16 protein-coding genes and 1 tRNA gene are annotated in these 15,099 nt (G+C 57.1%); 3 read left to right on the forward strand and 14 right to left on the reverse strand.

Annotated features, from left to right (window positions below; all coding sequences use genetic code 11):
* Positions 1-5: 5 nt before the first annotated feature.
* Positions 6-722 carry a 1-(5-phosphoribosyl)-5-[(5-phosphoribosylamino)methylideneamino]imidazole-4-carboxamide isomerase gene (hisA, locus tag L0664_RS03760; protein ID WP_235224284.1) on the reverse strand — a complete coding sequence of 239 codons (717 nt, stop codon included), beginning with the start codon at positions 720-722 and terminating at the stop codon, positions 6-8.
* 135 nt (positions 723-857) lie between these two features.
* Here hisA and L0664_RS03765 point away from each other — a divergent pair, with 135 nt between their 5' ends.
* Complete coding sequence (locus tag L0664_RS03765) at positions 858-1,244, forward strand: DUF2147 domain-containing protein (protein WP_235224285.1); 387 nt, start codon at positions 858-860, stop codon at positions 1,242-1,244.
* Between the two features lie 81 nt (positions 1,245-1,325).
* Here L0664_RS03765 and hisH read toward each other — a convergent pair whose 3' ends face one another.
* The 3 genes from hisH to L0664_RS03780 all read right to left on the reverse strand — a co-directional run bounded on the left by hisH (position 1,326) and on the right by L0664_RS03780 (position 3,222).
* The gene (hisH, locus tag L0664_RS03770) at positions 1,326-1,964 is read right to left on the reverse strand and encodes an imidazole glycerol phosphate synthase subunit HisH (protein WP_235224286.1); all 639 of its coding nucleotides are present in this window, start codon (positions 1,962-1,964) and stop codon (positions 1,326-1,328) included.
* Positions 1,961-2,548, reverse strand: coding sequence for an imidazoleglycerol-phosphate dehydratase HisB (gene hisB, locus L0664_RS03775; RefSeq protein ID WP_235224287.1), 588 nt, complete (start codon positions 2,546-2,548; stop codon positions 1,961-1,963). Before hisB ends, hisH begins: the two co-directional genes overlap by 4 nt.
* Before the next feature lie 107 nt (positions 2,549-2,655).
* A complete protein-coding gene (locus L0664_RS03780; protein ID WP_235224288.1) occupies positions 2,656-3,222 on the reverse strand; it encodes a hypothetical protein in 567 nt (188 codons plus the stop codon).
* 125 nt (positions 3,223-3,347) lie between these two features.
* Here L0664_RS03780 and L0664_RS03785 point away from each other — a divergent pair, with 125 nt between their 5' ends.
* Positions 3,348-3,935 carry a GNAT family N-acetyltransferase gene (locus L0664_RS03785; RefSeq protein WP_235224289.1) on the forward strand — a complete coding sequence of 196 codons (588 nt, stop codon included), beginning with the start codon at positions 3,348-3,350 and terminating at the stop codon, positions 3,933-3,935.
* Here L0664_RS03785 and L0664_RS03790 read toward each other — a convergent pair.
* The 8 genes from L0664_RS03790 to L0664_RS03825 form a co-directional block, all read right to left on the reverse strand.
* Positions 3,932-4,252 carry a DUF1801 domain-containing protein gene (locus L0664_RS03790; RefSeq protein WP_235224290.1) on the reverse strand — a complete coding sequence of 107 codons (321 nt, stop codon included), beginning with the start codon at positions 4,250-4,252 and terminating at the stop codon, positions 3,932-3,934. The genes L0664_RS03785 and L0664_RS03790 overlap by 4 nt on opposite strands.
* A 103-nt stretch (positions 4,253-4,355) precedes the next feature.
* Positions 4,356-4,430: transfer RNA gene (locus L0664_RS03795), tRNA-Gly, on the reverse strand.
* A gap of 85 nt (positions 4,431-4,515) precedes the next feature.
* The gene (locus tag L0664_RS03800) at positions 4,516-4,902 is read right to left on the reverse strand and encodes an MAPEG family protein (RefSeq protein WP_235224291.1); all 387 of its coding nucleotides are present in this window, start codon (positions 4,900-4,902) and stop codon (positions 4,516-4,518) included.
* On the reverse strand, positions 4,899-5,717 hold the full coding sequence (locus tag L0664_RS03805; RefSeq protein WP_235224292.1) for a phosphodiesterase: 819 nt from the start codon (positions 5,715-5,717) through the stop codon (positions 4,899-4,901). Before L0664_RS03805 ends, L0664_RS03800 begins: the two co-directional genes overlap by 4 nt.
* 4 nt (positions 5,718-5,721) lie before the next feature.
* Positions 5,722-6,252, reverse strand: a complete 531-nt coding sequence (locus L0664_RS03810; RefSeq protein WP_235224293.1) for a DUF2314 domain-containing protein — start codon at positions 6,250-6,252, stop codon at positions 5,722-5,724.
* Between the two features lie 61 nt (positions 6,253-6,313).
* Entirely contained in the window at positions 6,314-6,700 is a 387-nt protein-coding gene (locus L0664_RS03815) for a VOC family protein (protein WP_235224294.1), read from the reverse strand.
* Positions 6,697-7,764 (reverse strand): zinc-binding dehydrogenase, encoded by a 1,068-nt coding sequence (locus L0664_RS03820; RefSeq protein ID WP_235224295.1) that lies wholly within the window; start codon positions 7,762-7,764, stop codon positions 6,697-6,699. The genes L0664_RS03815 and L0664_RS03820 overlap by 4 nt, the downstream gene beginning before the upstream one ends.
* Before the next feature lie 84 nt (positions 7,765-7,848).
* The gene (locus L0664_RS03825; RefSeq protein WP_235224296.1) at positions 7,849-11,292 is read right to left on the reverse strand and encodes a pyruvate carboxylase; all 3,444 of its coding nucleotides are present in this window, start codon (positions 11,290-11,292) and stop codon (positions 7,849-7,851) included.
* Between the two features lie 276 nt (positions 11,293-11,568).
* Here L0664_RS03825 and L0664_RS03830 point away from each other — a divergent pair, with 276 nt between their 5' ends.
* On the forward strand, positions 11,569-13,968 hold the full coding sequence (locus L0664_RS03830) for an ATP-dependent helicase (RefSeq protein WP_235224297.1): 2,400 nt from the start codon (positions 11,569-11,571) through the stop codon (positions 13,966-13,968).
* Positions 13,969-13,980: 12 nt separating this feature from the next.
* Here the strand turns inward: L0664_RS03830 and L0664_RS03835 are convergent, their stop codons facing one another.
* Positions 13,981-14,367, reverse strand: coding sequence for a hypothetical protein (locus L0664_RS03835; RefSeq protein WP_235224298.1), 387 nt, complete (start codon positions 14,365-14,367; stop codon positions 13,981-13,983).
* 42 nt (positions 14,368-14,409) lie between these two features.
* The gene (locus tag L0664_RS03840; RefSeq protein WP_235224299.1) at positions 14,410-15,042 is read right to left on the reverse strand and encodes a LysE family translocator; all 633 of its coding nucleotides are present in this window, start codon (positions 15,040-15,042) and stop codon (positions 14,410-14,412) included.
* Between the last annotated feature and the right edge of the window lie 57 nt (positions 15,043-15,099).

A 15,099-nucleotide genomic window follows, 5' to 3' on the forward strand; every position in this document is an offset into this window, starting at 1 on the left:
CGCGCCTAGGCCAGTGCCTTGAGGGCTGCACCCAGATCAATCGCCCCATCATACAGCGCACGCCCCGAAATGGCGCCGGAAATGACGCCAGTTGCCTTTAGCGCTACGAGGTCGCCCATGGATGACACGCCACCAGATGCGATGACGGGGATGTTCACAGCACGGGCAAGCGCCTCGGTTGCTTCGATATTGGGACCCTTCATCGCACCGTCGCGCAGAATGTCTGTGTAAATGATCGCCGCAATGCCGGCGTCTTCAAACGATTTGGCGAGGTCGGTAACCTGAATTTCGGTTTCCGTCGCCCAGCCTTTGGTGGCCACAAACCCATTGCGCGCATCAAGCCCCACGGCGACCTTGCCTGGAAATTCCCGGGCCGCTTCGCGCACCAGATCGGGGTTTTCGACGGCGACGGTACCAAGGATCACGCGGGCCAAACCACGATCAATCCAGCGTTCGATTGTCTTCATGTCGCGGATACCACCGCCAAGCTGCGCTGGGACAGGGCAGGCCTTGAGGATCGCCTCGACGGGGGCGGCGTTTACGGGTTCGCCCGCGAACGCGCCGTTCAGATCAACAAGGTGCAACCATTCACAGCCCGCAGCCACGAATTCTTTGGCCTGTGCCGCCGGATCGTCATTGAACACGGTAGATTGGTCCATATCCCCATGCACAAGGCGCACGGCCTGGCCGTCTTTGAGGTCAATAGCGGGGTAAAGGATCATTGCGGCACCTGTTTTCTGCGATGCCCGCGTATAGCCATGGCAGGCGGTCAGATGCAACGCGACCCCACGTTACGCTTGCGTGGAATCGCCAATCACCGCCATGATTTGTCCAATCTCAGGGAGGAGACTACTTAAATGAATAAAATTCTTCTTACATTGGCCGCGACGGTCGGCTTTGCGGGCGCAGCGTTTGCGGACCCTCTTGAAGGCAACTGGCGCACGCCAACAGACGACAACGGGAATTCCGGCATTGTGCAGGTTGCCCCATGCGGCGCGGCGCTGTGTGGCACGTTGATCCAAGCCTTCGACGGAAGCGGTGCACAGATGGCATCCCCGAACATCGGCCGTCAGATCATTTTTGACACGACGCCGAATGGCGGCGGCGAATATCGTGGTCAGGTGTGGTCGCCCGATCGCGACAAGACCTACAATTCCCGTCTTCAGCTTAACGGCAACACATTGTCCGTATCGGGCTGCGTTTTGGGTATTTGCCGTGATGGCGGGACGTGGACACGCAATTAATGTGTCACATTAAGATTGCTTCATAGTGATTTGATATAAAAGAAAAAGCCGCTCAAGGGATTTACCCTAGAGCGGCTTTTTCTATGGTGCCCATCGCAAGAAGTTAGCGATCATGCGCAAACCTGCATCTTGGCTTTTCTCGGGGTGAAATTGCGTTCCGATGATTGTGTCACGCCCGACGATTGCGGTTATGTCACCCGCGTAATCACAATGCGCGAGGCGTTGGGACGGATCACCCATTTTCATCTGCCATGAATGAACGAAATAAGCGTGATCGCCGGTTTTCAATCCGTCTAGAACGGGGTGCGGGGTGTCGATCACCAAATCATTCCAGCCCATATGGGGCACCGGCAGCGTCGCATCGTTTGGTGTGATCTTTTGGATTTCACCGTCGATCCAGCCGAAGCCGGGGGTTTCTTCGTATTCGAACCCGCGCAGACCCATCATTTGCATGCCCACACAGATACCCATGAAGGGCACAGCGCGGCGTTCAACACTTTCGCGGATCGCATCTGCCAGCCCTGAAATACCGTGGAGTTCGGCGTGGCAATGGGGGAACGCCCCGTCACCGGGCAACACGATACGGTCGGCGCGGGCCACGACATCGGGGTCACCGGTCACGATCACGTCGCCTGCGTCTACCTCGGCCGCCATGCGTTCAAACGCCTTTTGCGCCGAGTGCAGATTGCCGCTGTCATAGTCGATCAGAACAGTGGTCAAAGGGCACCTTTGGTCGATGGAATCGCGTCTGCCTTGCGCGGGTCCGTTTCGACGGCGACACGCAGCGCGCGGGCCACGGATTTGAACGCGGCCTCGGCGATGTGGTGGCTGTTGAACCCGTGCAGGGTGTCGATGTGCAGCGTGATGCCGCCGTGCGTTGACAAGGCCTGAAAGAACTCGCGCACCAATTCGGTGTCAAACGTACCGATTTTGGCCGTCGGAAGGTTGAGATTGCAAATCAGATAGGGGCGCGCGGACAGATCGAGCGCGCAACGTACCTGCGCGTCGTCCATCGCGAGGTGGCAATCGCCATACCTGTTGATACCGCGCTTGTCGCCCAGCGCGTCTACCAAGGCCTGACCCAGCGCGATCCCCACGTCCTCGACGGTGTGGTGATCATCAATGTGCAGATCGCCCGTGGCACGGATTGTCATATCAATCAGGCTATGGCGGGCCAGTTGATCCAGCATGTGATCAAAGAAACCGACGCCCGTCTTGTTGTCATAGACCCCTGTTCCATCGAGGTTTATTTCGACCGAGATATCAGTCTCGGCGGTTTTTCGGGTGATGGTGCTGGTGCGCATGGCTGTTCCTTTCGGGGTCGCGTCTTGGGCGGCTTATAGGGGGCCATCTGCGGCGCGCCAAGCGGTACAAGACGAAATTAACCAGCCCATGCGTGGGCGCAACAGGGTTAAACAGCCCGCAACATGTGTGGCGTGCCGTTTGAAATGTCCTGCGCGCGCTCTGACCAAACGAGCGCGCGGGCGTCGTCCTGCTGGGTGAGCAATTTCGCGAGGACTTTGAACGGGGTCGGCGAATGCGGGGTATGATCTGCCCATTCAAGCGCGGCTTCGACGGCGGCATCATAGCGGTTGATCATCAGGTTGGCGCGCATCCGCAATCCGAAGAACCGCGCGCGGTGATGGGCGTTTTGCGGGCGTGATTTTATAGCCAAGAGAGCCGCACAAGGGTTGTTTTGCATAAGGCGCAGCTGAGCGCAAAGAATGCCACAGGGATCGTTTGCAATCCGCAGCGCCTGTTCTGCAATGTCATAACGTCCGGTGCTTGTGGCGCAGTCGACCAAAAGGGCGGCGATGTCGGGATCGGCGCATAAATGCAGGTTGTCGATCAATAGATCAAACCCCTCGGTGGGCCGTGCACGCAAATGGTTTGCGGCGTCTTTGATTGCGGCACGCTCAGCGGCGTCTTTGGCGTTGGACATTTCGCAATCAATCGCTTTGGATGCAGTACGGGGCATGGGATCGTCCTGTTTCAACAAACTGTTTCTTAACCAAGAACAGATCGTTTCTAGGTGTCAGGTTTGTGGCGCGTTCAAGGTTATTGGCGGGTTAAAGCAGGCGCAAAATATGATGGGATATCAGCGTGAAGTCTGAATTTTGGGATGTGCCGCAGGGCCAGATTGCCGCAATTGTTACGCATTTACAGATGTTTGAACGGCCCGCACCTCGTGAAATTCCCGAAGTCGATGCTGAGTTGATGGCCCATCGAAAACCCGATCTTGAATGGTATCGCGACCTGTTCATGCGGGTCGGCGGGCAAGATTGGATGTGGTTTTCGCGCCTTGGCATGGCAGATGACGAATTGCGCGCGATTTTGCATGACGCTGCTGTTCAGATTTTTTCAGTGCGTGTGAACGGGCGTGATGTGGGTGTGCTTGAACTGGATTTTCGCACCGCCGGTGAATGCGAATTGGGGTATTTTGGGCTGACGCCAGCCATGGTTGGCACCGGGGCAGGGCGGTGGCTGATGGAACATGCGCTTGACCGCGCGTGGGCCGAACCGATTACGCGTTTTCATGTTCATACCTGCACTCTCGATAGCCCGCAGGCTTTGCCGTTTTATGTGCGCAGCGGGTTCACGGCCTATGCGCGACAGGTCGAAATTGCAGATGATCCTCGTAAGATCGGGGTGTTGCCTGCGGACAGCGCGCCGCAACTGCCAATTCTTTAGGCCCCGAACGCCTGCGCCAGAAAACCTGCGACGTCTTTATCATCCACATCGCCAAGTCCGTGCAATTTGACATGGCGCCGCGCTTTGCCTTTGCCGTCCAGCACACCGTTCGGGTCACTGAAATCCGCGCCGTTTGAAAATTCGACCGACACATGCGCCTTGGATGCAAAGACCCCGCCCACAAAGCTGCCCGGTGCATCAGGGTCCATCATGAAGACCGTACCACCGTATTTTTCGCCTAAGTGCACGTCTTCGCGCACGGACCTCGCAATGCTGATGACCGCGTCAATCAATTCAGATTTTACTGTCTCGTCCATGGGGTTGCTTTCAATAGGGGAGGTCGCCCAAAGCTAGGCCCAGAAAAGCAAAAAGGCCACCCGAGGGTGACCTGTGCTTCCTGCGGGGTATGCAGGATCGAATTGGAGCGGGCGAGGCGATTCGAACGCCCGACCCTAACCTTGGCAAGGTTATGCTCTACCCCTGAGCTACGCCCGCATCCTATTCGTGTGGGCTGATTACAAAGTCGCGGCGCGCCCCGCAAGAGGAAAGTCATCAATCAACTGACTTTTTCTGACGCCTGCTAGACCGGCCCCATCACAAGATAGACCAAGGCACCGATTGAGACCAAATAGGATGCGAACGTCAGGGCCATCCCACCCACGCGCAGGTTCATTTTGGGCGGAGACGCGGAAAACCCATACCCGTGCGCCAGGCGCCCCGCCAAAAGAAGACCACCGATCACATGCAAAATTATCGCACCGGGTCCATGAAGTTCGACCATGATCATCAAAACCAATGCAAACGGCGTGTATTCTGTAAAATTGGCATGGGCCCGCATGCGTTTCATGAGGCTTTTGTCACCGTGATCCCCAAGGCCAAGCTGGTTGGCCCGCCGATAGGTGATGACCCGCACGCTGAGGATGATGAACAAAACCGCAAGCGGGATCGCGTAGATGGATGTGATCATGAGGGCTCCGTTTCAGGCAGCGCGTCGTTTCCCGCAATGCTTGGCAGGTTAAGCCCGATGTCTTCGCTGTGCACCGTGACGGTATTCGGGCCGAGCAATAATAACCCGTAGGCCGCGGGTTCCGCGATCGACAGCGTGCTGTCGGGGGCCTCAAGGTCAAGGGGGGCTTGATGGCAGGTGCTTTTGAAGATGGCGTAAGGAATGCCGTTGGCCTGACCCGAGATTGTGCGATGCACATGCCCGCAAAACAGATGTGCACCCTTGTTTTCCAAAAGCGCCAGCAAGTCTGACCCGTTGCGAAGGCCAATTGCATCCATGCCAGGTAGGCCGATGTCACAGGGTGGGTGGTGCGCAAATACAAGTGGCATGCGCCCGTTTGTGCTGTTCAGGGCGGCCTGTAGCCACGCCAATCTGTCCGTGCACAGAACCCCGGAATGATGTGGGTCCGCGTTTTCGTCTAATGTGTCGAGCGTGATGATCCGGTGATCTGGCAAATCAACAATATGTTGCACATGGCCTTGCGGTGTTTTTGGGGCATCGGGGAATTCTGCGTAAAACGGCGCGCGCGCGTCATGGTTGCCCATCATGAAAATCACGGGAATTGTGCAGCTGGCCAGAATGTTGCGCAAGGCGCTGTATTCTTCCGGTTTGCCCGAATGGGTCAAATCACCCATTAAAATCAGTGCCTCCGCATCCGGATGATCCCCGAGCGCTTGTTCGAGGGCCAGGCCCAGCCGCGCCGCAGGGTCCAGCCCGATGATTGTCTTGCCCCGTGTGCGCAGGTGCAAATCAGTCAACAGAAGGATTTTCTGCATATCCTTAGTTCCAATCTGACGGTACAGGGTCGGGCGACAACATCGCGTTCAATGCGGCCGCAGTGTCCGCGTCCAACTGGGGCACAATCACGCGGGTTGTGTAATTGCCCCACATCGTCCCGTCCGGTTCTGTCAGCGACCAATCGCGTACCATATCCGTGGTGAATTCGACGCGGTCCCCTGCATTCAGATCGCCCATGTAATTGGGTTGATTGGCCAGAAACCCTGCCATGTTCACGCCACCGTCCCAGTTGAACCCGCTGACCCAGATGATTTCAAACGCATCCGTGCCGATTTCAAAGGCGACTTTGACGCTTGTTTGGCCGATGGCATTGCCCGCATCGTCAGTTTGGTTTTCCAGAAACGCAGGCAGCGTGGTGAGAGCGGCATCCATTGCGGCGTTCATTTGCGCATCATCACTGGCGAATGCTTCGACAGGATCGCCATTGGCCGCGTCAGATGACACAGGGTCGGTTCCGTTATTGTAGAACCACAAACCCGCCAAAATGACGACGCCGATCATCAACTTTTTCATCACAAAATCCTTTCACATGTTGGGGCCAATATGGGCAAGGGATCGCCCTTGGTGCAAGGTTTCAGTCGGTAAATTCGATGAGGTCCCAACGGTTGCCAAATGGGTCACGGAACACCGCCACGATGCCGTAGGGTTCGTGGCGCGGGGATTCTTCAAAGATGATTCCTGCGTTCAGGTATGCGGCATGGTCGCGTGCAAAGTCGTCGGTTTCCAGAATAAGCCAAACACGTCCGCCTCCTTGGTTGCCGATGGCTGCGATCTGATCGGGTGTTGTGGCCTTGGCAATCAGGAATGCGGTTTCGGCCCCTTTGGGCGCGACTTTGATCCATCGTTTGTGTCCTTGATCCGTGTCTTCCAGCAGATCAAACCCCAATTGCCCGACAAAGAACGCAAGGCCCATATCGTAGTCGGGCACAAGAATCGAAAGGGTCGACAGGCGCATCGTCATTGCGGCACGGTGAGGGTGATCTTGCCGACATGGTTCTTGGCGTTGAACGCGTCTTGTGCCGCATGGATATCGCGCAAGTCATAATTGGCGGCAATTGCGGGGCGCAGTTTACCTGCCTGAACATACCCGATCAGATCTTCGAAGACGTTTTTGGGCTGATAGGTGCTGCCCAGCAGCGTTAGATCATTGAGGTAAAGCGTGCGCAGGTCCAGTTCAACCATGGGTCCGGCAATCGCACCCGCGGTGACGTAGCGCCCGCCGCGCTTTAGCGCCTCAAGAAGGGCAGGCCATGCAGGACCGCCCACAAGATCGATCACGACGTCAAAGTGATGTTTGCCAAGCACCGCATCACGCCCCAGCGTCTGCGCCGCCCCAAGGGCTTTGACGGCGTCTGCTTTGCCCGGTTGTGTCATGGCGAACACTTCGGCGCCGCGCATGGCGGCCAATTGCACGGCCGCCGCACCAACACCGCCTGATGCACCTGTGATCAAGACGCTATCATTGGTGACGTTCGCGCGTTGCAACATGCCCTCTGCGGTGGAAAAGGCACACGGAATGCTGGCCCATTCGGTGTCTGACAGCGTGTCGTCAACGACAAAAGCCTCTGCATCAAAGGTTTTGGTGTATTGCGCAAAGCCGCCCCAGTGTTCGGACCCGAAGGTGTCGGTGATAAAGGGCTGGTTGCCCGATCCGGTTGATTGCATGGCGCGCACGATAACCCGTTGCCCGATCCGCGCGGGGTTCACGTTTGCCCCAACGGCGACAATATACCCGCAGCAATCGGCACCTTGTACCAAGGGAAACTTGAGAGGGGTTCCGGCCCAACCGCCGTCTTCGGCATCTGTCGTTGTGACGGCGTCGGTCGCACCTGTCACAGACTTTGAATACCAACCGATCCGCGTGTTGATGTCGGTATTGTTTACGGCCGCCGCGGCGACTTTGATCACGACCTCGTCCGCACTAGCGACCGGCACAGGCAGATCATCGCGCCAGACGAGCATGTCTGGCCCGCCGTGGCCCAAGGTCGCAACGCCGGACATGAGTTTAGGTAGTGTACTGGTCATGAAAATCCCCTATCGGGGATCACCCTGCGGGGCGGGGGGCCGCCGTGCAAGCACGGCGGCGACAAAATTCTTGCGAATTTTGACTTACTCCAGTTCAACCAGAAGATCTTTGGCGTCGATCTGACCGCCAGCGGTAACGTGCACAGCCTTGATCACCGCATCGCGTTCGGCGTGAATGCCGGTTTCCATCTTCATCGCTTCAATGGTGAGCAGCAGATCGCCTTCTTTGACCTCTTTGCCGACGACAGCCGCAACGGACGCCACAACGCCGGGCATGGGGGCGCCAATGTGGTTGTCGTTTCCGGCCTCTGCTTTGGGGCGCTGGATCGTGCTGGCCTTGATCAGGCGGTTTGCCACGCGGATTGTGCGGGGCTGGCCGTTGAGTTCAAAGAACACCTTGGCCTCGCCTTCCTCGTTGGTTTCGGCCACAGCCTGCATGCGGATTTCGAGCGTTTTGCCGGGGTCGATTTCGGCGGTGATTTCCTCGCCCGGTTCCATGCCGTAAAAGAACGTCCGCGTGGGCAGGGTGCGCACCGGGCCGTAGGTTTCGTGGCGATCAGCGTAATCAAGGTAAACCTTTGGATACATCAGATAGCCGTTAAGGTCTTCGCCATCAAATGCACGCCCGTCGAGCTTTTCAGACAGCTCTGCGCGTACTTTGTCCAGATCAATCGCCTTAAGCGATTTGCCTGGACGGTTGAGGTTGGGTTTTTCGCCCTTCAACGCCTTTTTGACGATGGTGTCAGGGAACCCGCCGGGAGGCTGGCCAAGGTTGCCGCGCATCATATCGATCACTGAATCGGGGAAGCTGACGTCAGTATCAGGGTCTTCGACCTGCGCACGGGTCAGGCCCTGCGACACCATCATCAGGGCCATGTCACCCACCACTTTGGAGGACGGCGTGACCTTAACAATATCACCAAACATCTGGTTCACATCCGCATAGGTCTGCGCGACCTCGTGCCAGCGTTCTTCTAGGCCAAGCGAACGTGCCTGCGCCTTGAGGTTGGTGAACTGGCCACCGGGCATTTCGTGCAGGTAAACCTCGGACGCGGGGGCCTGAAGACCGGATTCGAACGCTGCGTAGTGTGCGCGCACAGTTTCCCAATAGTTGGAAATCTCGCGGATCGCGGACACATCGAGCTTTGTATCGCGATCAGAGTGCTTTAACGCTTCGACAATGGACCCCAGTGTCGGCTGGGATGTGTTGCCTGACAGCGCGTCCATGGCCGCATCGACCACGTCGACGCCTGCATCGGACGCCGCCAGAACTGTGGCAATCGCGGCACCGGACGTGTCGTGCGTGTGGAAGTGGATCGGCAGGCCGACTTCTTCTTTCAGCGCCTTCACCAACTGCGTCGCGGCGGCTGGTTTCAGCAATCCGGCCATGTCTTTCAGGCCCAGCACATGCGCGCCTGCCTTTTCCAACTCTTTCGCCATTTCAACGTAGTATTTGACGTTGTACTTAGCGCGGGCGGGGTCGTTGATGTCACCGGTATAGCAGATCGTACCTTCGCAGACCTTTTCGGCCTTGATCACGGCGTCCATCGCCACGCGCATGTTTTCGACCCAGTTGAGGCTGTCGAACACGCGGAAAACGTCAACGCCAGACGTGGCCGCCTGACGCACAAATTCCTGCACCACGTTGTCGGGGTAATTCGTGTAGCCGACACCATTGGAGGCGCGCAACAGCATTTGCGTCATGATATTTGGCATCTTGGCGCGGATGTCGCGCAGGCGCTGCCACGGACATTCCTGCAAGAACCGATAGGCCACATCAAACGTCGCACCGCCCCAGCATTCCACGGAAAACAGCGACGACATGTTCGCCGCATAGGTCGGGGCCACACGGATCATATCGATCGAGCGCATGCGGGTGGCCAGCAACGACTGGTGCCCATCACGCATGGTCGTGTCGGTAATCAGCAGTTGTTTTTGATCACGCATCCAATCGGCCACGGCGTCGGGGCCGAACTGGTCGAGGATCTGGCGTGTGCCGGGAATGTTGTCCTTCGTGCGCGGGATCGGTGCCTTAGGTGGCAAAGCCTCGGCGCCCGGTTTTGCGCGCCCTTGGGTTTCGGGATGACCGTTGACGGTAATATCCGCGATATAGGTCAGGATTTTTGTCGCGCGGTCGCGGCGGGCCTTGAAATCAAACAGCTCTGGTGTCGTGTCGATGAACTGCGTGTGGTATTCGTTGTTCAGGAACGTCGGGTGCTTGAGCAGGTTTTCCACAAATGCGATGTTGGTGGACACACCGCGAATACGAAATTCGCGCAAAGCCCGGTCCATGCGGCTGATTGCAGCCTCGGGCGTTGGGGCCCATGCGGTGACTTTGGTCAGCAGACTGTCGTAGTAGCGCGTGATGACAGCGCCAGAATAGGCTGTGCCGCCGTCCAGTCGGATACCCATGCCTGTCGCGCTGCGATAGGTGCCGATACGGCCATAATCGGGGATGAAATTGTTGGTCGGGTCTTCTGTGGTCACGCGGCATTGCAGGGCGTGCCCGTCGAGTTTGACGTCATATTGCGACGCGCAGCCTGTGGCCTCGACCAGCGATTTGCCCTCAGCGATCTTGATCTGCGCCTGAACGATGTCGATACCGGTGACTTCTTCGGTGACGGTGTGTTCGACCTGCACGCGGGGATTCACTTCGATGAAGTAGAACTCGCCCGAGTTCATATCCATCAGGAATTCGACCGTGCCCGCACATTCATAATTCACGTGCTGGCAGATTTTCTTGCCCAGATTGCAAAGCATTTCGCGCTGAGTGCCGGACAGATACGGGGCGGGGGCGCGTTCAACGACTTTTTGGTTGCGGCGCTGCACGGAACAATCGCGTTCCCAAAGGTGGTAAATTTCGCCGCTGGAGTCGCCCAAGATCTGCACTTCGACGTGACGTGCACGGGTGATCATCTTTTCCAGGTAGCCTTCGGAATTGCCGAACGCGGCCTCTGCTTCGCGGCGTCCTTCGAGGATTTTCTCTTCAAGTTCGTCTTCGGATGCAATCGGGCGCATGCCGCGACCACCGCCACCCCAAGACGCCTTGAGCATCAATGGGTAGCCGACCTCGGCCGCCTGATTCTTGATCTTGGCCATGTCGTCACCAAGAACTTCGGTGGCGGGGATAACCGGAACGCCCGCATCAATCGCAACGTGACGTGCCGATGCCTTATCACCGAGCGCGCGCATGGTTTCAGCCCGTGGGCCGATGAATTTGATGCCCGCGGCGGTACATGCGTCGACGAAATCGGGGTTTTCGGACAACAGGCCGTAACCGGGGTGGATCGCGTCAGCCCCACATTCTGTCGCGACGCGGATCATTTCTTCGATGCTAAGGTAGGCGGCGACAGGGCCCAGACCCTCACCGATGCGGTAGGCTTCATCAGCTTTGAAACGGTGCAGGCCGAGTTTGTCTTCTTCGGCGAAAACGGCAACGGTTTTTTTTCCCATTTCGTTGGCGGCGCGCATGATGCGAATGGCGATTTCACCTCGGTTGGCGATGAGGATTTTTTTGAAGTCGGCCATAAGCGTTGGGTCCTTTATTTTGCAGTTGCAGCATTTATGAGCAAAAATTTGTAAGTGTAAACTCGTAGAACTGGGTAATTGACGCCTGCACATTCGCGCCTGCGGCGGGCGGGGCGCGGTTTTCTGCGAAAACCGCAAGAAAGAAGGGGGCTTTGCCCCCATGTCGAGCAGGCTCGACTTTCCCCCAGAATATTTATGAAGCAAAGACAGGGGTGATGCGAACGGATGGGGAACATGGGGTTTTCTTAACGGCAAACTGGCGCTAGGTTATCGCCCATGAGCAGTTATTCAGATGAAGATGCCTTTGAGGCCGCAAGCGCACCGCGCCAATCCTTGTCCCAACGGGCCATGGCAGCGCCAGTCGTGGACTATCTTGAGGGGCTGAACCCGGCACAACGCGAGGCGGTTGGACGCCTTGATGGGCCGGTTCTTATGCTGGCAGGGGCGGGGACGGGCAAGACCAAGGCGCTGACCTGCCGTATTGCGCATTTGTTGGCAACGCAGCGTGCGCGCCCGGATGAAATTCTGGCGGTGACGTTTACCAATAAGGCCGCCCGCGAAATGAAGACGCGGATTGGCGCGCTCACCAATGGTTTGTCCGAGGGGATGCGCTGGCTTGGCACGTTCCACGCGATCTGTGTGAAGCAGTTGCGCCGTCACGCGGAATTGGTCGGGTTGAAGTCGAGTTTCACTATTCTGGATACGGATGATCAGCTGCGATTGTTGAAGCAACTGGTGCGCGCCGCCGAGATTGACGAAAAACGCTGGCCGCCGCGCATGTTGGCTGGAATAATTGATGGCTGGAAGAACAAGGCGTGGACACCTGCGCAGGTGCCCGTGGCCGAAAGCAGTGCGTTTGATGGCAAGGGCGTTGATCTTTATGCGGCCTATCAGCGCCGTCTGATCGAGCTGAATGCCTGTGATTTTGGTGATTTATTGCTGCATATGGTGACGATTTTCCAGACCCACGAAGATGTGCTGGCCAACTATCAACGCTGGTTCAAATACATTCTGGTGGACGAATATCAGGACACGAACGTCGCGCAATATCTGTGGCTGCGGCTGTTGGCCCAAGGGCACAAGAACATCTGTTGTGTGGGCGATGATGACCAGTCGATCTATGGCTGGCGCGGGGCCGAAGTTGGCAACATCTTGCGGTTTGAAAAGGATTTTCCGGGCGCGCATGTGGTGCGGCTTGAACAGAATTACCGATCAACGGGCCATATCCTCGGGGTGGCGGCTGGCGTGATTGACGCCAACAAGAACCGCCTTGGTAAGACATTGTTTACGGAAGGCGAAGATGGCGAACAGGTCCGACTGATCGGCCATTGGGATGGCAACGATGAGGCCCGCTGGATCGGCGAAGAAATCGAGGCGATGCAGCGGGGCACACGCGGGCTCGATGCGATCCCGCTCAATGATATGGCGATTCTGGTGCGTGCGTCCCATCAAATGCGCGCGTTCGAAGACCGGTTTTTGACCATCGGACTGCCGTATCGCGTTATTGGCGGGCCGCGGTTTTATGAGCGGCTCGAAATTCGCGATGCGATGGCTTATTTCCGCCTTGCCGTGTCCCAAGATGATGATCTGGCGTTCGAGCGTATCGTCAATACGCCAAAACGCGGACTTGGTGACAAAGCGGTGCAGACGATCCAGACAACAGCACGCGCAAATGGTGTGAACCTTGTTGAAGGCGCGCGGATGTGTGTTGAAACAGGGTTAATCAAGGGTAAAGGCGCGACTGCCCTGCGTGAGTTGGTGCAGGGGTTGGATCGCTGGAACCAACAGCTGCGCGATGAGTCGGATACGCATATCGAACTGGCCGAAATGATCCTCGATGAGAGCGGTTATACAGGCCATTGGCAGAACACCAAAACGCCAGAAGCACCGGGCCGGCTTGAGAACCTCAAGGAACTCGTCAACGCGCTCGAGAATTTTGAGAACCTGCAAGGGTTCCTCGAACATGTCAGTCTGATCATGGACAATGCCAAGGACGAGATTGGCGATATGGTTACGATCATGACGCTGCACGGGGCCAAGGGCCTTGAATTTCCGGCGGTTTTTTTGCCCGGCTGGGAAGACGGGATTTTTCCGTCCCAGCGCAGTATGGATGAAAGCGGGCTTAAGGGCCTCGAGGAAGAACGCCGCCTTGCCTATGTCGGGATTACGCGTGCCGAACGGCATTGCCTGATTTCGTTCGTGACCAACAGGCAGGTGTTCGGGCGGTGGCAAAACCAGATGCCCAGCCGTTTTATTGATGAATTACCCGAAGAACATGTTGAGGTGTTGACGCCCCCCGGCCTGTACGGTGGCAATTTTGGTGCAGCGGGTATGGCGGCGCAGGCCAATCCGGCCAGCGATGGGATGGCGTCTGATTTGCATGATCGCGTGGCAAGTGCCGATGTTTACAACTCGCCCGGGTGGCGCCGTCTGCAAAGCCGCAGTCAGCAACGCCCTGTGTCCCAACCGTCCGAGGCGCGCAACATCACGATCGACATGACGGCATCGTCGTCTTTCACGGTCGGGGATCGCGTTTTTCACCAGAAATTCGGCTACGGCGAAGTGATGGAGATTGAGGGCGACAAGCTGGTGATCGAATTCGACAAAGCTGGCGAAAAGAAGGTCGTGGCAAAGTTCATTGTGGGGGCCGCGCAGGCCAATGATGTGCCGTTCTAAACTGCGTTTTCGCTAGCCCAGCAATCCCGCGACGGCCAACCCTGACACCACCGCGAAAAATGCCCATTGTGGCATGAAAAACGGGTTTTGCCGTTTCCAAACAACGAGAGCGATTGACCACGCCATGAACAGAACCGCGATGATCGTCCACATCCAGGCAAGGCCTGTTTGCGTCTGATCGACGGAAGCCCAGATCAGCCCGATTGCCATGGCAAACAACGTGATCGTCACAAGATGCCAGCAGTAATAATTGACGTATTTGGGCGTGTTGGGGATGTCTTTTGCCCGCAGTAGTGGGCCCGCGACTTCGGGCCCGCCGACGAATGTGTGGATCAGCGCCGTGAGTGCTGCGGCGCTACCTGCCGCAAAAAGCCACGTGTTCTGGATGGTATCAAACATGAACTCACCGTGCGCCTCGCTGTGCGTGCCTTCAATCGCGCATCATGTCGCAGAGGTGAACAAGTCTGGAAACAGAACGGGGATCAATGTTGCCACCAGCAGGACGGCCATCGTGATGTTAAAAGCCCGCAGACGCATGGGGGACGTTAAAAAGCGGCGCATTTGTTGGCCCAACACGGCCCAGATTGTCACGCTTGGGAAGTTCACCAACACGAAGGCCAAGGCAACCACGCAAACAGCAAACAGGCCGCGCGCGCCGTCGTCGTCCTTGGCGAAATTGGTGATTGCGTAGATGCCCATGGACCAGGCTTTCGGGTTGACCCACTGGAACGCAGCGGCCTGCAAGAATGTCATGGGGGTGCCGCCCGTATCCGGTGCGTCTGCCAGCTTGGGCGCTGCCGTTGCGATCTTCCAGGCCAGCCAGATCAAATAAATCACCGACACGACCTTCAGGATCAAATCAGTGATGGGAAAGGCGTCAAAGATCTGCATCAAACCCATGCCGACCAACACGATCATCAAACCAAAGCCGATGCCGATCCCGAACATATGCGGCACGGTGCGCAGCAAACCAAAATTGGCACCGGATGCCAGCAGCATCATGTTGTTTGGGCCCGGCGTTGCGGAGCTGACGAAGGCAAAGACCACCAAGGGCCAAAGTAGATCATAATTCATAAACGCAAAAATATGCGAAAATGGGCGCAATGAAATTGCCAAATGTGTTCAATATCA

Origin of the sequence: Octadecabacter dasysiphoniae (assembly GCF_021532615.1) — a bacterium.
Classification (GTDB): domain Bacteria; phylum Pseudomonadota; class Alphaproteobacteria; order Rhodobacterales; family Rhodobacteraceae; genus Octadecabacter; species Octadecabacter dasysiphoniae.